The sequence below is a fragment of the Arthrobacter sp. UKPF54-2 genome (assembly GCF_007858535.1).
Taxonomy (GTDB): Bacteria; Actinomycetota; Actinomycetes; order Actinomycetales; family Micrococcaceae; genus Arthrobacter.
In genome coordinates this window covers 2,599,713-2,619,422 of sequence record NZ_CP040174.1, presented here as the reverse complement: position 1 = coordinate 2,619,422, position 19,710 = coordinate 2,599,713, and the positions used below count along the sequence as shown (strand labels likewise).

The window sequence follows — 19,710 nt, the reverse complement described above, 5'->3', positions numbered from 1 at the left end:
CGATTCCAGAGATCCGGCCGGGAAGGTCGCCACAGGGGGTTATCCGACCTCGACCGGCAGACCGGCTGCTTCCAGCGTGGCGGCTGCGTCCTTGGCGGGGAACGACGGTGGGTTCACGCCGGCCATTTCCTCCATCACCCGGACCACCTGGCAGCTGTAGCCGAATTCGTTGTCGTACCAGACGTAAAGAACGAGGTTCTTGTCGTTGGAGATGGTGGCGAGGCCGTCGACGATGCCGGCGCGGCGGGAGCCGACGAAGTCGGTGGAGACCACCTCGGGCGAATCGATGTAGTCGATCTGCTTGCGCAGGTCCGAGTGCAGCGACATTTCCCGCAGGTAGTCGTTGACCTCGTCCTTGGTGGTGCCGTTCTCCAGGCTCAGGTTCAAGATGGCCAGCGACACGTCCGGGGTGGGGACGCGGATGGAGCTGCCGGTGAGCTTGCCGAGGAGTTCGGGCAGGGCTTTCGCGACGGCTTTGGCGGCGCCGGTCTCGGTGATGACCATGTTCAGCGCGGCGGAGCGGCCGCGGCGGTCACCCTTGTGGAAGTTGTCGATCAGGTTCTGGTCGTTGGTGAAAGAGTGGACCGTCTCCACATGGCCGTGCACTACGCCGTAGCGGTCGTTGATCGCCTTCAGCACAGGCGTGATGGCGTTGGTGGTGCAGGAGGCGGCCGAGACGATGGTGTCCGAATCGGCGATGGTGCCGTGGTTGATGCCGTGCACGATGTTCTTCAGCTCGCCCTTGCCCGGGGCGGTGAGCAGGACGCGGGAGACACCCTTGCTCTGCAGGTGCTGGGACAGGCCCTCGGCGTCGCGCCAGCGGCCGGTGTTGTCGACGACGAGCGCGTCGTGGATGCCGTAGGCGGTGTAGTCCACCGTGGCCGGGTTGTCCGAGTAGATGACCTGGATCTGGACGCCGTTGGCGGTGATCGTGTCGTTCTCGAGGTCCACCTTGATGGTGCCCTCGAAGGAGCCGTGCACCGAGTCGCGGCGCAGCAGGCTGGCGCGCTTGGCCAGGTCATTGTCCGAACCGCGGCGCACCACGATCGCGCGCAGGCGAAGGCCGTGGCCGCCGCCGGCCTTTTCGATCAGGAGGCGGGCCAGCAGCCGGCCGATGCGGCCAAAGCCGTAAAGCACGACGTCGGTGCTGGTGCGGTCATCGCCGCCACGCTTGCCGACAATTTCGGCGAGTTCCTCGCGCAGGAACTCGTCCAGGCTGACGCCGTCGCCCTCGGCGCGGTACTTCTCGGTGAGGCGGGCGATGTCGATGGCAGCCGCGCCCAACTCCAGCTTGGTGAGCGCGTCCAGCAGCGGCGCGGTCTCTTCGAGGCGCAGTTCTTCCTTGCTCATCCGGCGGGCGAAGCGGTGCGCCTTGAGGATGTTCATGGTGGATTTGTTGATCAAGCTGCGGCCGTGGATGGACGTCACCACGTTGTTCTCACGGTACAGCCGGCCGATCACCGGAATCATGGCCTCGGCGAGCGCCTCCCGGCCCATCCACGTATCAAGACAAGAATCTGACGTCTGGCTCACAGAACTACCTTCCTAGAATCCACCGCACACGTCCTCGTATGCGGAAGTCGGCTGCCGGCGGATGTCCGGAACCTGGCGCTGCGGGAATTCGGTCCAGCCCGCGCACCTTTTTGCTGAGCAAAGAAAAAGCCACCGGTTGCGAACGCAGACCCGGCGGCAGAACTTCTACGTTCGCTATCCATTCTAGGGTGGCCTCCGCTCCCCTACCGGCCGGTACGGGGTGAAATCACTCACACCGGATGTCCGCGGATAGGTGCTGCCCCTGCCCTAGGATGGCCGGATGGGACTCATCGTTGCACTACTCGTCATTTGGCTCATCCTCTCGATCCTGGGCTTCGTCGTGAAGGGCCTGCTCTGGCTGGCCGTGATCGGCCTGGTCCTCTTTGTCGCCACGGCGGCGTGGGGCTGGGTGAAGCGGAAGGCCAAGGCCTGAACCGAAAACTAAGACTTACTAGATAGGGGCTGGCACCATATGGTGCCGGCCCCTTTGTGTGGATGGATGGGTTGACCGATACGCCGGGTTCTGTGCTCCCGCGCTGTTACCGGTGCGGGAGTAGCGGCCATCCATCTACGGACGCCGTTGCCGACGCCCTCCAGCGGCCTACCCGGACACTCGGGCGGGCAGCCCTCAAACGTGTCCTGTCTGGCCTTGCTCCGGGTGGGGTTTACCTAGCCTTCCCGGTCACCCGGGAAGCTGGTGGTCTCTTACACCGCCGTTTCACCCTTACCTGCTCCCCGAACCGTGCGGACACGGCCCTTGGGCAGGCGGTCTATTCTCTGTGGCACTGGCCTGCGGGTTACCCCGAGTGGGCGTTACCCACCACCCTGCCCTGCGGAGCCCGGACGTTCCTCGAGCCACTTGCGTGACGCGCGGCCGCCTGGTCAACCCATCCGTGGTTCATTCTACGGTCTCCCCCGGCAGCCCCGCCCCACCGGCGCCTTTTGGCCCCGCCGGTGGGAGAATGGAAGCAGAAATCCCGCTGAAGGAAGCGATTCGGATGGACATCACCGCCGCCGTCGTTTGGTTGTTGATCATTGCCTTGCTGCTCATCGTGGCGCGGATGTCGATCCGGATAGTACGCCAGTACGAGCAGGGTGTGCTGTTCCGGCTGGGCCGGGTGATCGGGGTCCGGATGCCGGGCCTGCGCTTCATCATTCCGGTCATCGACAGGCTCCACCTCGTCAGCCTGCGGATCGTGACCATGCCGATCCAGTCGCAGGGCATCATCACCCAGGACAACGTCAGTGTCGACATCTCCGCGGTGGCCTACTACCGGGTGATCGACGCCGTGAAGTCGGTCGTGGCGATCGAGAACGTCGCGGCAGCGATCAACCAGATCGCCCAGACCACGCTGCGGAAGGTCGTCGGCCGGCACAGCTTGGACCAGACCCTGTCCGAGACGGAACACATCAACAGCGACATCCGCGAAATCCTCGACGCCCTCACGCTCGAGTGGGGCGTCGAGGTGACCCTCGTGGAGCTCAAGGACATCCAACTGCCCGAAAGCATGAAGCGCGCGATGGCCCGGCAGGCCGAGGCCGAGCGGGAGAAGCGGGCCAAGATCATCGCCGCCGAGGGCGAGTCGATCGCGGCCGCCGCCCTGGGCGAAGCGTCCGACACGATGATGGCGCATCCGCTGGCCCTGCAGCTGCGGAACCTGCAGTCCCTTGTGGAGATCGCCGTGGACAAAAACTCCACCGTCGTCTTCCCGGCCCCGCTGATGAGCACCATCGGCGAGCTGTCGGCCTTCCTGGCGCGTGAGAACCAGGCCGCACAGGCTGCGGCGACCCCAACACGGCCACCGCTGCCGGCGCCGGCCGTGGTGTCCCCGGACTCCGTCCAGAGCCCTGTCCCCGCACCGCCCGCCAAGGTAGCCTGAGCCACGCCCGCGGCTCGGGGCCGCACTTGGCCACCGCCCGGCATTCGCGCCTAAGATCAAGGAATGGATGAGCCGCTGCTTGGCCGCCGGCGGATGCTGGAACTCGGAGCCGGCTTTGTGGGCGCCGCCACGCTGGCAGCCTGCGCCCCCGCAGCGCAAAACTCCGAGGCGAGCGCCGCTGCCCCGGCGGCCGGCCCTGATCGGCCTGGCGCCCAGGCGCCGACGACGTCCACCGCGGCCGTCCCCGGGACCCCGGCCCCGCGGGTGGAAGTCACCTCCGGCAGCTTCGAGACCAAGTTCCGCCCGGACACCTCCACCGGGTGGTCACTGGCCACACCGGTCGTCTCCGGCTACGAACAGGCCACGATGCCCGTCGCGCTCTTCCTGCACGGCACCGGCAGCGACAACCGTTTCCTCTTCGACGGACTGGGCATCCAGGCGGTCCTGCAGCGCTACCTCGTGGACGGCGGAACGCCCTTCGCGGTGGCCTCCGTCGACGGCGGCGACAGCTGGTGGCATCCGCGCACCGACGGCACGGATACGGAGTCCATGCTGCTGGAGGAGTTCATCCCGTTCCTGGCCCGGCAGGGCCTGGACCTCGGCCGGTTAGGGCTCTTCGGCCTCTCCATGGGAGGCTTTGGCGCCCTGTTGCTCGCCTCGCAGGGCAAGATCACCGGGCTGCGGGCCGTCGCCGCCATGAGTCCGGCGGTCTGGAGCGACTACGACGACGGGCTGGAGGGGGCCTTCGACAGCCCGGAGGACTTCGAGGCCAACGACGTGTTTGCGCTGCGGCCCCGGCTCAAGGACCTGCCGAAGCGGATCGATTGCGGCACCGACGATCCGCTGCTGCCCTCGGTCAAGGACTACGTCGCCGGCCTGCCGGGCCACGTCGAGGGCGGCTACCAGCCCGGCGGCCACGAGGAAGCCTACTGGCGGCTGATTCTGCCCACCCTGCTCTCCTTCCTCGGCCGCCAACTCGCCTAGCCCGCCGCCGGTAGGATCGTACGGTGCTGATTCTGCTGCCGCCCTCCGAAGGCAAGACCCCCGCAACCGGCGGCGACGCCGTCGACCCTTCCTCGCTCAGCTTCCCCGGGCTGAACAGCTACCGCGCGAAGGTGCTCGACTCACTCGGCACGGTCAGCGCGCACGAGGATGCGCTGGCGCTGCTGGGCGTCGGCGCCTCGCTGGCGGCCGACGTCGAACGCAACACCCGGCTGCATGCCGAGCCCGCCGCGCCCGCCCACCAGGTGTACTCCGGGGTGCTGTACGACGCCCTGGGCTACCGTTCCTTGACGCCCGGGCAACGGAAGAAGGCGGACGAGTCCGTGCTGGTGATTTCCGCGCTCTGGGGCGCCCTGCGGTTCGGCGACCGGGTGCCGGCGTACCGGCTCTCGATGGGCACGGCACTGCCCGACGTCGGACGTCTGGCCTCGTTCTGGAAACCGCAGCTGACCGAGGCACTTGCCGCCGCCACAGCCGGGGAACTGCTGGTCGATTGCCGCTCCAGCACCTACGCCGCGGCCTGGGCTCCGCCGCCGGCCCAGACCGTGGCTGTCAACGTCTTCACGGAGGTCAAAGGGGTGCGCAAGGTGGTCAGCCACTTCGCCAAACACACCCGCGGGGAGCTGGCCCGGCACCTGCTAAGCCGGCGCGGCAAGGCCCCGCAGACCCCGGCACAGCTGCAACGGGCAGCCGCTGAAAAGTGGCCGGCGGAGCTCATCGAGGGCACGGCCCGTAAGCCGCACACCCTCAACCTCATCCTGCCCGGTTAGGCCCACTCGGCGGAGCGGACCAGGATGCACCCGGAGTCGGGGCAGAAGACGATGTCGTCCTCGGCGGCGGCCTTGATCTCGGCGAGGTCTCCGGGGCTCAGCTGCATGCCGGAACCTTCGGAGGTGCCGTGGAAGAGCCGGGCCGCGCCCACGCCGCGCTTGGCGAGGGTTTTTTCGTAGACGGCGAGCATCCCCGAGTCCAGTCCCTCAGCGAACTCGGCGCGCTGGCCGCGCACGACGGTCAGCTCGGCGGCCACTTCGGCCAGCTGCTCGTCCAGTTCGGCGCGGATGGCGCCGAAGGACCCCTGGATGTCATCCACGATCTGCTGCTGCGTGGCCTGGCGCAGGCGCAGCGAATCGAGCCGTTCCAGGACCTCGAGCTCGACGTCCTCCAGGTCCGAGCGGCGTTTGTTCAGCGAGGCGATGTCGCGCTGGAGGGCCACGAGGTCCTTGGACAGACCGGTGCCGCTGTTGAGCCTGGCCTCGTCGCGTTCGATCCGGGAGGCCACCTGTTCGACGTCGGCCTCGGCGCGCTTGAGCTCGAGTTCGGCGTCGTGCACGGCGACCTTCGCTGCCCCGAGCTCGCCGTTGGCCACGCTGAGGGCGGCCTCCAGGTCGGTGATCCGGGAGTCGCTCTCAAGGCTGCGGCGGCGGTTGGACAGGGACTTGATTTTGGCATCGAGTCCCTGCAATTCGAGCAACTTCAACTGTTCCGCCGGTGCTGCCTTGGCCACTATTTCCTCCGCTTGTTCACTTACCGGCCGGAGCCGGGCACCGTATCGGCGCTCCCCTAGACTCTAGCGCGTAGCGTGCTCCCCGGCCTCGCTAAGCTGACCCGCAGCCACGAACGCCAGGCTCAGCCCGGAGTCAGAATGAAGTCCCACGGGTCGCTGTTGGTGGTGCTGACCCGGATCTCGATGTCGTGCCCCTGGTCGGTCAGCACGTTCCCGAGGGCCTCGGCGGCCGCCGGCAGCCACAACCACTCGCTGGCGAAGTGCGAGACGTCGATCAGGTAGGGCCGGTCGTTCACGGCGGCCTCGCGGGCCTCCGACGCCGGGTGGTGGCGCAGGTCCGCGGTCAGGTAGACGTCCGCGTTGTTCGCGCGGACCTCATTGAGGAGTGAATCACCCGCACCGCCGCACAGGGCCACCCGGCGGACCAGGCCGTCCCGGTCGCCGGAGACCCGGACGCCGCCGGCGACGGAGGGCAAGATGCTGAAAACCTGTGCGGCGAAATCCCCGAGCGTCTGGACCTCGGCGAGGTCACCGACCCGCCCGATCCCCTCTTCGGGCAGTCCGTTGGCGGCCGGAGTCAGCGGCACCACGTCCCGCAGGCCCAGCGCGTCGGCCAGCACGTCGGAGACACCGCCGACGGCGGAATCACCGTTGGTGTGGACGGTCAGCAGGGCGGTCCCGGACTCAATCAGCCGGTGCACGGCCTTGCCCTTGGGAGTGTTGGCCGCCACCGAGGTGACGCCCTTGAGCAACAGGGGGTGGTGCGTGATGAGCAGTTGGGCGCCCCAGGCGACGGCTTCCTCAATGACTTCGAGAGTGGGGTCGACGGCGAAGAGGATCCTGCTCACCTCGGCGGAAGGGTGCCCGGCCACGAGGCCCACCTCGTCCCAGTCTTCCGCCAGCGATTCGGGCCAGAGCTCCTCGACGGCCAGCAGGATCATGCCCAGCGTGGCGGCCCCGCCGGTATTTGCGGCGGACTGCGCGTCGGCGGCCTGCGCTGAAACGTCGGTGTTCTCAGGTTCCATACCCTCATTTTTACCCTATCGGCGGCGCCGGCCGCCGCGCCGGGCGTCCGGCCTGCCGGGCTCGGGAATGATCCGGGCCCCTTGTCCATTGAACAGGGCATGAGAACTTTCGTGCTCGGCGGGGGCTGCTTCTGGTGCCTCGACGCTGTCTATCAGAAGACCAAGGGTGTCAGCTCGGTTGTTTCGGGCTACACCGGTGGCCATGACCGCAACCCCGATTACTACTCCGTGTGCTCCGGGACCACCGGCCACGCCGAGGTGGTGGCGGTGACCTTCGACGAGGACGTGATCCCGGCCGAGGTCATCCTGGACATGTTCTTCGCCCTGCACGACCCCACCACGCTGAACCGGCAGGGTTACGACGTCGGCACCCAGTACCGGTCCTCGATGTTCTATGAGACAACCGAGGAGAAGATCCTGTTCGAAGAGGCCATCGAACGGAACCAGGAGCTGTGGGCGGACCCGATCGTCACCGAGGTGAGCCGGCTGCCCCGCTTCCATGTGGCCGAGGATTTCCACCAGAACTACTACGCGAAATATCCCGAGCAGGGCTACTGCCAGGTGATCATCAACCCGAAGCTCGCGAAGGCCAGGAAATATTACTCTGCATGGCTTAATGCTTAGCTAGGGCTTAATCGCCATCGTTAGGCTGACCTTAGAATTCCCTCTTCACAGATAGGCACATATACCCATGGCACGGATCTATGACGATGTTACCCAGCTGGTTGGCGGCACCCCGCTGGTCCGCCTCAACCGGCTGAGCGAAGGCCTGGACGCCACGGTGGCGGTCAAGCTGGAGTTCTACAACCCGGCCAACAGCGTCAAGGACCGGATCGGTGTCGCCATCATCGACGCGGCGGAGAAGTCCGGCGCACTGAAGCCCGGCGGCACCATCGTGGAGGGAACCTCCGGCAACACGGGCATCGCGCTGGCCATGGTCGGTGCTGCCCGCGGCTACAAGGTCATCCTCACCATGCCGGAGACCATGTCAACGGAACGCCGCGTCATGCTCCGGGCCTACGGTGCCGAGATCGTGCTGACCCCCGGGTCCGAGGGCATGCGCGGAGCGGTGGAGAAGGCCCAGGAGATCGTGGCCAACACGGAGAACTCCATCTGGGCCCAGCAGTTCGCCAACGAGGCCAACCCCGAGGTCCACCGCCGGACCACGGCAGAGGAAGTCTGGTCGGACACCGACGGCAAGGTGGACATCTTCGTCGCCGGCGTCGGCACCGGCGGAACCGTCACCGGCGTCGGGCAGGTCCTCAAGGAACGCAAGCCGGACGTGCAGATCGTCGCCGTCGAGCCCAAAGACTCCCCCATCCTCAACGGCGGCGCCCCGGGCCCGCACAAGATCCAGGGCCTCGGCGCCAACTTCGTCCCAGACATCCTGGACACAAACGTCTACGACGAGGTCATCGACGCCAGTCTGGAGGACTCGGTCCGCGTGGCCCGCGACCTCGGCGTCAAGGAGGGCATCCTCGGCGGCATCTCCTCCGGCGCGATCGTCTGGGCGGCCCTGGAGCTCGCCAAGCGTCCGGAGAACGCCGGTAAACTGATTGTTGCCGTTGTCTGCGATTTCGGGGAGCGCTACATTTCCACCGTGCTGTACGACGACATCCGCGGCTGATTCCGGCCGTGACCAAGAATTCGTAGAAAGGTCTTTGTGAGCTTCTTCGCAAGACTGAAGGAAGACCTCGACGCCGCCCGGTCCCACGACCCGGCGGCGCGGGGTTCTTTCGAAAACTTCTTTGCCTATTCCGGCCTGCACGCGATCTGGGCGCACCGCCTGACGCACCGGCTTTGGCAGAACCCGTCGCTGCGTTTTCCGGCGCGGCTTATTTCGCAGCTGGCACGTTTCCTGACCGGCATCGAGATCCACCCCGGTGCCACCATCGGCCGCCGCTTCTTCATCGACCATGGCATGGGCGTCGTTATCGGCGAGACCGCCGAAATCGGCGAGGACGTCATGATCTACCACGGCGTCACCCTCGGCGGCCGCTCGCTCGCCAAGATCAAGCGGCACCCCACAATCGAGGACCGCGTGGTGATCGGCGCCGGCGCGAAGGTCCTTGGGCCCATCACGATCGGGCGGGACAGCGCCATCGGCGCCAACGCCGTGGTGGTCAAGGACGCCCCGGCCGAATCAATCCTGACCGGCGTGCCGGCCACCTGGCGGCACCGCGACGCGCAGCGCGAAACCAAGCCCGCCGTCGACCCGGCCGAATACCTGATCGAGTACCGGATCTAAGGGTTCCGCGGCGCCCCGGCCCCGGGTCTTCAAGCACATCCACCTTCCGCACGAATTTGGAGGCACCTTGAAGCTCTTGCTCACCTCAGGCGGCGTCACGAACCCGAGCATCCACGCTGCCCTCGTACAGCTTCTTGGCAAGCCTCCCGCCGAATGCCACGCCCTGGTGGTCCCGACCGCCCAGTGGGGTCACCCGATGTGCGGGCCCGCCTCGGTGCGCGGCCTCGTCGCCGCGGAGCCCAGGTGGCAGCACTTCTCCGGCCTGGGCTGGGCCTCGCTCGGGGTCCTCGAGCTCACCGCCCTTCCCTCCATCGGAGCGGAGCGATGGATCCCCTGGGTCCGGGACGCCGACGTGCTCCTGGTCGACGGCGGCGACGCGACTTACCTGTGCCACTGGATGCGGGAGTCCGGGCTGGCCGATCTGCTGCCTTCGCTGCGCGACACGGTGTGGGTGGGAGTGAGCGCCGGAAGCATGGTGATGACACCCCGGATCGGGGCCTCCTTCGTCGCCTGGCCAAATGCCGCGGACGACCGCACGCTGGGCGTCGTCGGCTTCTCAATCTTCCCGCACCTGGACGCTTTCCCGGGGAACAGCCAGGCCGCCGCAGAGCGTTGGGCCGCCGACCTCGGCGCCCCGGCCTACGCCATCGACGAGCAGACGGCCATCACCGTGGTCAACGGCGCCGTCGAGGTGGTCTCCGAAGGACGATGGACGAAGTTCGGGTCGGAGCCGGTGCCGGTCCCCCGCTAGCCGGGGAATCGTTTGTAGAAGGTACGGCAGCGGCCGGCGCCCCCGGAGTCTCGGGAAGCGCCGGCCGCCGGGCCGGAAACGGCGTGGACTAGTGCGTGTCCACCGCAGCGATCTCGGACTTGTCCTCGCCCCACAAGGTGTGGAAGGTGCCCTCCGTGTCGATCCGGCCATAGGTGTGTGCACCGAAGAGGTCGCGCTGGCCCTGGATCACGGCGGCCGGGAGGCGCTTGCGGCGCAGCCCGTCGTAGTACGCCAGCGAGGAGGAGAACACCGGCACCGGAATGCCCAGCTGCACGGCGGTGGCCACCACCCGGCGCCAGGCCGGGAGGACCTCGGCGATCGCCTTGGTGAACGCCGGGGCGAACAGCAGGTTGGCCGGCTTTTCCTGGGCGGCGTAGGCCTTGGTGATTTCCTTGAGCAGCTCGGCGCGGATGATGCAGCCGCCGCGCCACAGCGAGGCGATCTCGTCCAGCTTGAGATCCCAGGCGTATTCCTTGGCGGCGGAGGTGAGCATGTCCAGCCCCTGGGCGTAGGAGACCAGCTTGGAAGCATACAGCGCCTGCCGGACGTCCTCGACGAAGGTCTCGGGCACCTCGACGGCGGCCTCGCCGCCGGCGAGCAGTTCCTGGGCCAGCTTGCGCTGCTCCGCCTGGGAGGACAGGGCACGGGCGAAGACCGATTCGGCGATGCCCGACGTCGGGGAGCCAAGCTCCAGGGCGGAGATAACCGTCCAGCGGCCGGTGCCCTTCTGCCCGGCGGCGTCCACAACGACGTCGACGAACGGCTTGCCGGACTTGGCGTCAACGTGGCCGAGGACCTCGGCGGAAATTTCGATCAGGAACGAAGCAAGCTCGCCCTTGTTCCACTCTGCGAAGATCTTGGACTGCTCGGCCGGTTCGATCCCGGCGCCGGAGCGCAGCAGGTCGAAGGCCTCGCCGATGACCTGCATGTCGGCGTACTCGATGCCGTTGTGGACCATCTTCACGAAGTGGCCGGCGCCGTCGGTGCCGATCCAGGCGCAGCAGGGCTGGCCGTCGACGTGGGCGGCGATCTTCTCCAGCAGCGGGCCGAGGGCCTCGTAGGACTCCTTGGAGCCGCCGGGCATGATCGACGGGCCGTTGAGGGCGCCTTCCTCGCCGCCGGAGACGCCGATGCCAACGAAGTGGAGGTCCTTTTTGGCGAGGGCGGCCTCGCGGCGGCGGGTGTCCTCGTAGTGCGAGTTGCCGGCGTCAATGATGATGTCGCCCGGTTCCAGCAGCGGCTCGAGCTGCTCGATCACGGAGTCCACCGGTTTGCCGGCCTTGACCATGATCAGCACGCGGCGCGGCTTCTCCAGCGAGTCAACGAGTTCCTGAAGCGTTTCGGTGCGGACAAAGTCGCCGTCGTGGCCGTGCTTTTCGAGGAGCGCGTCGGTTTTTTCCACGGACCGGTTGTGCAGGGCAACGGTGAAGCCGTTACGGGCCAGGTTCCGGGCCAGGTTGGCCCCCATCACCGCGAGGCCGGTGACACCGATGTGTGCTGACATCAAAAACTCCAATTCATTCTGTGCATCGAGTGCAGTTCGTCCCGCACATGCTGCGGAACACGCTTCCTGGGACCAATGGCTGTCAATAAACCATATGTATTTCTGCGGACCGCTTGAAAGCAGTGCCCACGTGGCGGAATACGGCGCGTCACAAACAGTCTATGTTTTTCCGCGGCCACAGCGCCTTCCGCCGCCGGGACTGGGACCTGCGCCACTATGCTTACGTTTATGTCAACCAGCCTCCATCACCGCGCCATCGAGCATCTGGGGGCGCGGATTGTCACCGGCGAGCTCCCCGCCGGCCACGTCATGCTGGCCGAGCACCTCGAGGACGAGCTGAAAGTCTCCCGCTCGGTTGTCCGCGAGGCCGTGCGCGTGCTGCAGTCCCTGGGCCTGGTGGAGACCATCAAACGCGTCGGCATCCGGGTGCTGCCAGCCAGCCGCTGGAACCCCTTCGACCCGCTCGTGATCCGCTGGCGCCTGGCCGGCGAGGGCCGCGGCGCCCAACTGCGGTCGCTGGCGGAACTACGCACCGCCGTCGAACCTGTTGCGGCCGAACTGGCGGCCGCCAACGCCCCGGACGAACTCCGCAGCGAGCTGGTGGAAATCTCGCACGCCATGCGGGAGGCCGGGGTGGCCGGCGATGTGCCCCGCTTCCTGGACCTGGACATCCGCTTCCATTCCCTGCTCCTGACCGGCTCCGGGAATGAGATGTTCGCCAACATGGTGGGCCAGGTGGCCGAGACCCTGACCGGCCGCACCGTCCACGGCCTGATGCCGGACCACCCGCGGACCACGGCGCTGCAGTGGCATGTGGACGTGGCGGAGGCGATCGCTGCCGGCGACGGCAAGGCCGCCCGCGAAGCCTCGGACAAGATCATGCGCGAGACGATCGCCGACATGGAACCGAGCTGGCGGGACCAGCCCCGGGTGTTCGTGCCGGTCCAGCCCCGATAGGCCGACAATCCGGGCCGGACCTGGCTGTAATTAGTCCTGTATGTGGCGTAATTCAACCGCTAGGCGTTTCACATTTGGACGCATCCACGGTATATTTTCTACAAGCCTTCCACCGCGGCATCCCCCAATAGTCGCGGTGGAAGGCTTTTCCATTGCCTGCGCCCTGCCCCGTTCGCCAGGGTTGCCAGCCGCCGCTCAGGCGGCGTCCGCCACCGCCTCCCGGAGCCTCCAGCCACCGCCGAGGCCGTCCCGGATAATTTCCATGGTGGTCAGCGCCGACCCGCCGTTCCGGCCCAGCCTCGCCTGGACCTGCCACACCTCGACATCCACCCGGCTCAGGCCCTTCGGCATCCGGCGCTCCGCCTCCCACCAGCTCACCCGCTCGAACCAGCGCACCGGTTCGGCCCCGATCAGCCATTCGCGGCCGCCGCGGACCACCGCCACCGGGCGCCCGTCCGGCCCGGTCTTCACCATCACATGTTCCATGCCAGCGACGGTACGGCCGGGCACCGACATTTTCACGGCGACCGGTACCGAAGCGTCTAGGCAGCAAAAAACCCCGCCGCGGCCGGCCATCTGGCCTGCTGCGGCGGGGTTTTCCCTGGTGGGTCCTACCGGGATCGAACCGATGACATCCACGGTGTAAACGTGGCGCTCTACCAGCTGAGCTAAAGACCCAAGGTGTCGGTTCCGCACTTCAATGCGTCAACCAACGAACAATGACTCTACCGGAACCGGCCAGGGAAATGCCAATCGGCGCCGCCCCGCCGGGCCGGCGTCAGAGGGCCGGAAGTTCCTCAGCCAGCCAGGTCAAGGCCTCGCTCACGCCGGCCTCCAGCTTGATGGTGGCCAGGTCATCGCCGCGGGTCTGGCCCCGGTTGACGATCACCACGGCTTTGCCCTGCTTCGCCGCGTGCCGGACGAACCGCAGCCCGCTCATCACGGTCAGGGACGACCCCGCCACCAGCAGGGCCCCGGCCTCGTCCACCATGGCGTAGGAGCGCTCCACCCGGTCCTTGGGGACGTTCTCGCCGAAGTAGACAAAGTCCGGTTTCAGCGTGCCGCCGCAGGCCGGGCAGTTCGCAACGACAAAACCCGCGATTAGCTCCGCGTCCTCCACGGTGGCGTCGGCGTCGGGAGCCATCTCAACGACCCCGGCGGCGAGGGCGTCGGTGAGGAAGCCGGGGTTGAGTTCCTCCAGGACCCCGGCTAGCAGCGACCGGCTGTAGCGGCGCTGGCAGCCCAGGCAGGCAACCCGGTCGAAGCGGCCGTGCAGGTCCACCACGTTGACGCTTCCGGCGTCCTCATGCAGCCGGTCCACGTTTTGGGTGATCAGGCCGGTGAGGAGTCCGCGGTGTTCCAGCCGGGCGGCGGCGAGGTGGCCGGCGTTGGGGTCGGCCCGGCGCAGATGCGACCAGCCGATATGGTTCCGTGCCCAGTAGCGCCGGCGGTTCTCGGCAGCGCCAACGAACTCCTGGTAGGTCATCGGCGCCCGCGGAGCGGCGCCGGGACCCCGGTAGTCCGGAATGCCGGAATCCGTGCTCAGCCCCGCGCCGGTCAACAGTGCGAACCTCTGACCTGCGAGGACGTCATGGATTTCCGCGAGGATTTCCAGCTCGCTGCGCGCGGGTTCGGCGGCGGCGACCGGCGGCAGGCTGGCGAAGCCAGTCATGCCCACGCCGGGCCGTCGTTGCCTCATCGCGCAAGTCCCCGCCGTCAGTTCCCCGTGAGTCCTGCCAGCGCGGCGCGGTATTCGGCGAAGTCCCGGGCCTGGCCGCGGGGGTTCACAACGACATAGCGGACGATGCCGTCGGCGTCGATGATGAACGTGCCACGCCTGGCCATGCCGCTTTCCTGATCAAAAACGCCGTACTGCTCCGCGACGGCCCCGTGCGGCCAGAAGTCCGCGAGCAGGTCGAAGGTGTAGCCTTCCCGCTCCGCGTAGGCGCGCTGGGCAAACTTGCTGTCCACCGACACCCCGAGCACAGCGGCGTCGGCGTCTTCGAAGAGCGCCAGGTTGTCGCGGATTTCGCAGAGTTCGCCCGTGCAGATGCCGGAGAAGGCAAACGGGAAGAACACCAGGACCACGGCGCGTCCGCGCAGTTCCGAAAGCCGGACGGGTTCGCCGAACTGGTTGACCAGCTCAAAGTCAGGGGCGGGCACGCCGACGGCCGGCACGGCCGTGGATGAAGCCGCCGCTGCGGGGGCCGGTTGGCTCACTTGTTCTTCCGCGTGACCAGGCGGGTGGCGCTCCAGTCTTTGGAAACGCCGGCAGAGGTGGTGTAATGCAGCCCTGCGGTGGGGGCCGCGTCCTGGATGTCCGCCGGGGAGACGTAGCCGACGCGTCCTGACTTGGGCGTCAGTACCCAGACCACACCGCCCTCGGTGAGGGTGGTCCGCGAGCCGACCAAGGTGTCCACGAGGTCCCCGTCGTCGGAGCGCCACCAGAGGATCACGGCGTCGACAACCTCATGGTCGTCCTCGTCGAAGAGTTCCGAACCGGTAAGGTCCTCGATGTCGTCACGCAAGTCGAAGTCGACGTCGTCGTCATAACCGAATTCCTGAATCAGATCTCCGTTTTTGAAACCCAATTTTTCCGCCACATTCACCGAAGTGGCGGCGTCGGCCTCGCTCACGTGTTGCTCCTATGCTGTTTGTTCGTTTGCTGGTGATACGTACAGGGATACTGCTCAGTGATTCCAGTGGTGCTAGTGATTTCCATTACTACAAGCCAACACCCTTTGGGCCTTTGCTTCAAGCTGCAGGGGCCGCGATCCGCCATATTCTGCGTCACACCGGCCGTTCCGGGGGCCCCGGGGAGGGTCCGCGTCACAGAACCAGTATGCCCGTGAAATACGGCGGCGGCCCCATGGGACAGCTACGCATCCGCGGACGCACACGGCTAGAGTGGCTGATGACGACTATGCCTGCGCGGGCGAACGCCCGCTACGACACGCAGGCATGGTTGTGATTGGACCTAGCCCGGCGTACAGGACCGGGCTGTTGTTACCGATATGTCGCACACGTCGCGTTCACGCCAGGCAGTTACCCTGCCGGAGCTGAGGGTGCCGATGAATGCGCTCAAAGAGAGGTTGGACGTGGCTGCAGGAGAAGATACCTCCCATATCCTCAGCGGGTTGACTAACCAGCTGCCTGATCGTGATCCGGAAGAGACCGCCGAATGGCTGGAGTCCCTGGACACCCTGATTCAGGAACAGGGCACCGAGCGTGCCCAGTACATCATGCGGAGCCTGCTCCAGCGGGCCGGCGCCCAGAGCGTGGGCGTGCCGATGGTGACCACCACCGACTACGTCAACACCATCCCGGTGGACCAGGAAGCGCCGTTCCCGGGCGACGAGGAGATTGAACGCAAGTACCGCGCGTGGCTGCGTTGGAACGCCGCCGTTATGGTGCACCGCTCGCAACGCCCCGACATCGGCGTCGGCGGGCACATCTCCACCTACGCGGGCGCCGCGACCCTCTACGAGGTCGGATTCAACCACTTCTTCCGCGGCAAGGACCACCCCGGCGGCGGAGACCAGATCTTCTTCCAGGGCCACGCCTCCCCCGGCATGTACGCCCGCGCCTTTATGGAAGGCCGGCTGACCGAGGAGGACCTGGACGGCTTCCGCCAGGAGAAGTCCAAGGAGGGCCACGCCCTTTCCAGCTACCCGCACCCGCGCCTCATGCCGGAGTTCTGGGAGTTCCCCACCGTGTCGATGGGCATCGGCCCGATGAACGCCATCTACCAGGCGCAGTCGAACCGTTACCTGCACAACCGCGGCCTCAAGGACACCTCCGACCAGCAGGTCTGGGCGTTCCTGGGCGACGGCGAAATGGACGAGCCGGAGTCCCGCGGCCTGCTCCAGCTCGCCGCGAACGACAAGCTGGACAACCTTAACTTCGTCATCAACTGCAACCTGCAGCGCCTCGACGGCCCGGTCCGCGGCAACGGCAAGATCATGCAGGAGCTCGAAGCGTTCTTCCGCGGCGCCGGCTGGAACGTCATCAAGGTCGTCTGGGGCCGCGAGTGGGACAACCTGCTCGCCAAGGACGAAGACGGATCGCTCGTGAAGATCATGAACGAGACGGTCGACGGCGACTACCAGACCTACAAGGCCGAATCCGGCGGGTTCGTCCGCGAGCACTTCTTCGGCAAAACCCCGCAGACCAAGGACATGGTCGCGGACATGACGGACCAGGAAATCTGGAACCTCAAGCGCGGCGGCCACGACTACAACAAGGTCTACGCCGCGTACAAGGCCGCCACCGAGTTCAAGGGCAAGCCCACGGTCATCCTGGCCCACACGGTCAAGGGCTACGGCCTGGGCACCCACTTCGAGGGCCGCAACGCGACCCACCAGATGAAGAAGCTCACGCTGGCGGACCTCAAGGCCTTCCGCGACCACCTGCGCATCCCGATCACGGACGAACAGCTCGAGGCCGACCCGTACCAGCCGCCGTACTACCACCCCGGCGCCGACGCCCCGGAGATCCAGTACCTGATGGAACGCCGCCGCGCCCTCGGCGGGTTCGTCCCGGAACGCCGCTCCAAGCACACCGACGTCACCCTGCCGGGCGACAAGGCGTACGAGGTCGCCAACCGCGGATCCGGCAAGCAGCAGGCCGCCACCACCATGGCGTTCGTCCGGCTCCTCAAGGACCTGATGCGGGACAAGGACTTCGGCACCCGGATCGTGCCGATCATCCCCGATGAGGCACGCACCTTCGGCATGGACGCGTTCTTCCCGACGGCGAAGATCTACAACCCCAACGGCCAGAACTACCTGTCCGTGGACCGCGACCTGGTCCTGGCGTACAAGGAATCCATCGCCGGCCAGATTGTGCACGCGGGCATCAACGAGGCCGGTTCGGTTGCCGCCTTCACCGCCGCGGGCACCTCCTACGCCACGCACGGCGAACCGCTGATCCCGATCTACGTCTTCTACTCGATGTTCGGCTTCCAGCGCACCGGCGACTCCTTCTGGGCCGCCGCCGACCAGATGACCCGCGGGTTCATCATTGGCGCGACCGCCGGACGGACCACGCTCACCGGCGAAGGCCTGCAGCACGCCGACGGCCACTCCCCGATCCTGGCCTCGACCAACCCGGCCGTCGTCACCTACGACCCGGCCTACGGTTACGAGATCGGCGTCATCATGCGCGACGGGCTCAACCGGATGTACGGTCCCGGGCCCGCGGACAACGACCCGTCGCGGAACGTGATGTACTACATCACGGTCTACAACGAGCCGATCGTCCAGCCGCCGGCACCGGCCGAGCTCGACGCCGAGGGCATCATCAAGGGCATCTACCTGCTGGCGCCGGCCAAGATCGACGGCCCACGCACGCAGATCCTCGCCTCCGGCGTGTCCGTGCCGTGGGCCCTGGAGGCCCAGCGGATCCTCGCCGACGACTGGGGTGTCTCCGCCGATGTCTGGTCCGTGACCTCCTGGACCGAACTGCGCCGCGACGCCATGGCCGCCGAGGAAGAGGCCTTCCTGAACCCTGGCCAGCCGGCCCGCGTCCCGTTCGTCACCGAGCAGCTCGCGGGGGCCACCGGACCGATCGTGGCGGTCTCGGACTACATGAAGGCCGTCCCGGACCAGATCCGGCAGTTCATCCCGAACGAGTTCGCCTCGCTCGGCGCCGACGGCTTCGGCTTCTCCGACACCCGCGCCGCAGCGCGCCGCTTCTTCAAGAACGACACCCACTCGATTGTGGTCCGTTCGCTGCAGATGCTGGCCCGCCGCGGCGAGGTCGACGCCCAGGCTCCGGCCCAGGCCATCGAGAAATACCGCCTGCTCAACGTCAACGCCGGCACCACCGGCAACGCGGGCGGCGACTCCTAGAGCCGGCCGAACAGCGCACGACGGCGGTTCCCACCACGGTGGGGGCCGCCGTCGGGCGTTAACGACGGTGGCCCTGCACTGTGATCCGCGACAAGGCCCGTTGTAGCCTTTGCACAAATGGAGCTTGGCCGGCCGGCACCGTATGCTCGTTGCATGGCAGAGCCCACCACCACCCCCGCAAAACGCAAGCCGTCCGTGCGGGCCCTCACCCCGGAGAAGGCCGAGACGCTAAAAAAGCTCCGGTCCAGCGTTGGCCAGCTGTCCACCACGACCCTGCGCCAGCTGGAGGCCTCGCTGCCCTGGTACAGCCGTCTGAACTCCGACGAGCGCTCCGCCCTGGGCATGGTCGCGCAAAACGGGATCGCCGCGTTCGTCACCTGGTTCGAGCGGCCCAGCTCCCCCTCGTGGATCCTCTCCGACGTCTTTGGCACCGCACCGACCGAACTAACCCGCTCGATCAGCCTGCAGAAGGCGCTGCAGCTGATCCGCATCGTCGTCGAGGTGGTCGAGGAACAGGTGCCGATCATCGCCCCCGAGGCCGACCAGGCCGCGCTGCGCGAGGCCGTGCTGCGCTACTCCCGCGAGGTGGCCTTCGCCGCCGCCGACGTCTACGCCCGCGCCGCGGAGACCCGCGGCTCCTGGGACACCCGGCTCGAAGCACTCATTGTCGACGCGATCCTGCGCGGCGAAAACACCGACGCACTGCGCTCCCGGATCGCCGCGCTGGGCTGGAAAGCCCAGGAACGCTTCACCGTTATGGTGGGCAATTCGCCGTCGGAACCGAGCGCCAGCTACGTCAGCGAACTCCGACGTACCGCTGGCCGCTTCGCCGAGGACGCCCTCGTCGGCATCCAGGGCGACCGGCTGATCCTGATCCTCGGCGGGGTGCAGGACCGCGAAACGGCCTGCCAGAAACTGAGCGAACTCTTCGCGCCCGGGCCGGTGGTCTACGGGGCCGAAGCCGGCTCGCTGCTGGAGGCCAGCAGCTCGGCCCAGTCCGCCTTCGCCGGGCTGACCGCGGCGCGGGCCTGGCCCTCCGCTCCGCGCCCCGTGGCGGCCGATGACCTGCTGCCGGAGCGCGTGATCTCCGGCGACGACGCCGCCCGGCGCTCCCTCGTCAAGAACATCTACCGGCCCCTGCTCGCGGCGTCCAACGGCCTCGTGGAGACCCTCGGGACCTACCTGGAACTCGGCCATTCACTCGAGGCCACGGCCCGGGAACTCTTCGTCCACGCCAACACCGTCCGGTACCGGCTAAAGCGCGTCTGCGACGTCACGGGCTGGGATCCGCTGATCCCCCGGGAGGCTTTTGTGCTCCAGGCGGCGCTGGTGGTGGGCCGGCTGTCGACCCCGCCAAGGCCCGCCGCGGAGCGCCAGCCGTCCCGTAACAACTCCTGACCCGTTGTAGACTTCCTACAAACTGACCCAGTGAG

The 19,710-nt window shown here is 67.2% G+C and carries 19 protein-coding genes, 1 tRNA gene and 1 other RNA gene; 11 read left to right on the top strand and 10 right to left on the bottom strand.

The features are described 5' to 3' along the window. Window positions 1–39: 39 nt before the first annotated feature. Entirely contained in the window at window positions 40–1,497 is a 1,458-nt protein-coding gene (locus E7Y32_RS12075; RefSeq protein ID WP_261382429.1) for a glyceraldehyde-3-phosphate dehydrogenase, read from the bottom strand. A 316-nt stretch (window positions 1,498–1,813) separates the two neighbouring features. Here E7Y32_RS12075 and E7Y32_RS16300 point away from each other — a divergent pair, with 316 nt between their 5' ends. Then, on the top strand, window positions 1,814–1,966 hold the full coding sequence (locus E7Y32_RS16300; RefSeq protein WP_175320881.1) for a hypothetical protein: 153 nt from the start codon (window positions 1,814–1,816) through the stop codon (window positions 1,964–1,966). A gap of 63 nt (window positions 1,967–2,029) precedes the next feature. On the opposite strand, the gene rnpB is transcribed toward E7Y32_RS16300, so the two are convergent. Then, window positions 2,030–2,423, bottom strand: an RNA gene (gene rnpB, locus E7Y32_RS12070) — RNase P RNA component class A. Window positions 2,424–2,531: 108 nt separating this feature from the next. Between rnpB and E7Y32_RS12065 the strand changes: the two genes are divergently transcribed. From E7Y32_RS12065 to E7Y32_RS12055, 3 genes are all read left to right on the top strand, one after another. Further along, window positions 2,532–3,413, top strand: coding sequence for a slipin family protein (locus E7Y32_RS12065; RefSeq protein WP_222433479.1), 882 nt, complete (start codon window positions 2,532–2,534; stop codon window positions 3,411–3,413). A 63-nt stretch (window positions 3,414–3,476) separates the two neighbouring features. Beyond that, window positions 3,477–4,397: an alpha/beta hydrolase family protein gene (locus E7Y32_RS12060; protein WP_146337320.1), complete on the top strand. Its 921-nt coding sequence runs from the start codon at window positions 3,477–3,479 to the stop codon at window positions 4,395–4,397. Between the two features lie 23 nt (window positions 4,398–4,420). Then, window positions 4,421–5,185: a YaaA family protein gene (locus tag E7Y32_RS12055; RefSeq protein ID WP_146337319.1), complete on the top strand. Its 765-nt coding sequence runs from the start codon at window positions 4,421–4,423 to the stop codon at window positions 5,183–5,185. Here the strand turns inward: E7Y32_RS12055 and E7Y32_RS12050 are convergent. Both E7Y32_RS12050 and E7Y32_RS12045 read right to left on the bottom strand, forming a co-directional pair. Then, window positions 5,182–5,919: a zinc ribbon domain-containing protein gene (locus E7Y32_RS12050; RefSeq protein ID WP_146337318.1), complete on the bottom strand. Its 738-nt coding sequence runs from the start codon at window positions 5,917–5,919 to the stop codon at window positions 5,182–5,184. The genes E7Y32_RS12055 and E7Y32_RS12050 overlap by 4 nt on opposite strands. Window positions 5,920–6,041: 122 nt before the next feature. Continuing rightward, window positions 6,042–6,944, bottom strand: coding sequence for a Nif3-like dinuclear metal center hexameric protein (locus E7Y32_RS12045; protein ID WP_146337317.1), 903 nt, complete (start codon window positions 6,942–6,944; stop codon window positions 6,042–6,044). Between the two features lie 99 nt (window positions 6,945–7,043). Between E7Y32_RS12045 and msrA the strand changes: the two genes are divergently transcribed. The 4 genes from msrA to E7Y32_RS12025 all read left to right on the top strand — a co-directional run bounded on the left by msrA (window position 7,044) and on the right by E7Y32_RS12025 (window position 9,943). Beyond that, entirely contained in the window at window positions 7,044–7,568 is a 525-nt protein-coding gene (gene msrA / locus E7Y32_RS12040) for a peptide-methionine (S)-S-oxide reductase MsrA (RefSeq protein WP_146337316.1), read from the top strand. A 67-nt stretch (window positions 7,569–7,635) separates the two neighbouring features. Further along, a complete protein-coding gene (gene cysK, locus E7Y32_RS12035; RefSeq protein WP_146337315.1) occupies window positions 7,636–8,571 on the top strand; it encodes a cysteine synthase A in 936 nt (311 codons plus the stop codon). Between the two features lie 36 nt (window positions 8,572–8,607). Beyond that, window positions 8,608–9,192, top strand: a complete 585-nt coding sequence (epsC, locus tag E7Y32_RS12030; protein ID WP_138769044.1) for a serine O-acetyltransferase EpsC — start codon at window positions 8,608–8,610, stop codon at window positions 9,190–9,192. Between the two features lie 67 nt (window positions 9,193–9,259). After that, on the top strand, window positions 9,260–9,943 hold the full coding sequence (locus tag E7Y32_RS12025) for a Type 1 glutamine amidotransferase-like domain-containing protein (RefSeq protein WP_146337314.1): 684 nt from the start codon (window positions 9,260–9,262) through the stop codon (window positions 9,941–9,943). An 88-nt stretch (window positions 9,944–10,031) separates the two neighbouring features. Here the strand turns inward: E7Y32_RS12025 and gndA are convergent, their stop codons facing one another. Continuing rightward, on the bottom strand, window positions 10,032–11,468 hold the full coding sequence (gene gndA / locus E7Y32_RS12020) for an NADP-dependent phosphogluconate dehydrogenase (protein WP_146337313.1): 1,437 nt from the start codon (window positions 11,466–11,468) through the stop codon (window positions 10,032–10,034). Between the two features lie 228 nt (window positions 11,469–11,696). Between gndA and E7Y32_RS12015 the strand changes: the two genes are divergently transcribed. Further along, window positions 11,697–12,425, top strand: a complete 729-nt coding sequence (locus E7Y32_RS12015; protein WP_146337312.1) for a FadR/GntR family transcriptional regulator — start codon at window positions 11,697–11,699, stop codon at window positions 12,423–12,425. A gap of 195 nt (window positions 12,426–12,620) precedes the next feature. Here the strand turns inward: E7Y32_RS12015 and E7Y32_RS12010 are convergent, their stop codons facing one another. The 5 genes from E7Y32_RS12010 to E7Y32_RS11990 all read right to left on the bottom strand — a co-directional run bounded on the left by E7Y32_RS12010 (window position 12,621) and on the right by E7Y32_RS11990 (window position 15,061). Then, window positions 12,621–12,911 carry a hypothetical protein gene (locus E7Y32_RS12010; protein WP_146337311.1) on the bottom strand — a complete coding sequence of 97 codons (291 nt, stop codon included), beginning with the start codon at window positions 12,909–12,911 and terminating at the stop codon, window positions 12,621–12,623. Between the two features lie 116 nt (window positions 12,912–13,027). After that, window positions 13,028–13,103 (bottom strand) — tRNA-Val (locus tag E7Y32_RS12005). A gap of 100 nt (window positions 13,104–13,203) precedes the next feature. After that, a complete protein-coding gene (locus E7Y32_RS12000) occupies window positions 13,204–14,124 on the bottom strand; it encodes an NAD-dependent protein deacetylase (protein WP_146337310.1) in 921 nt (306 codons plus the stop codon). 17 nt (window positions 14,125–14,141) lie between these two features. Next, window positions 14,142–14,645, bottom strand: a complete 504-nt coding sequence (locus E7Y32_RS11995) for a peroxiredoxin (RefSeq protein ID WP_146337309.1) — start codon at window positions 14,643–14,645, stop codon at window positions 14,142–14,144. Then, a complete protein-coding gene (locus E7Y32_RS11990; RefSeq protein WP_146337308.1) occupies window positions 14,642–15,061 on the bottom strand; it encodes a DUF3052 domain-containing protein in 420 nt (139 codons plus the stop codon). The genes E7Y32_RS11995 and E7Y32_RS11990 overlap by 4 nt, the downstream gene beginning before the upstream one ends. Before the next feature lie 435 nt (window positions 15,062–15,496). Here E7Y32_RS11990 and aceE point away from each other — a divergent pair, with 435 nt between their 5' ends. Further along, window positions 15,497–18,277: a pyruvate dehydrogenase (acetyl-transferring), homodimeric type gene (aceE, locus tag E7Y32_RS11985; protein WP_186466983.1), complete on the top strand. Its 2,781-nt coding sequence runs from the start codon at window positions 15,497–15,499 to the stop codon at window positions 18,275–18,277. A gap of 153 nt (window positions 18,278–18,430) precedes the next feature. Then, window positions 18,431–19,675, top strand: a complete 1,245-nt coding sequence (locus E7Y32_RS11980; RefSeq protein ID WP_146337306.1) for a CdaR family transcriptional regulator — start codon at window positions 18,431–18,433, stop codon at window positions 19,673–19,675. The last annotated feature ends 35 nt before the right edge of the window (window positions 19,676–19,710 follow it).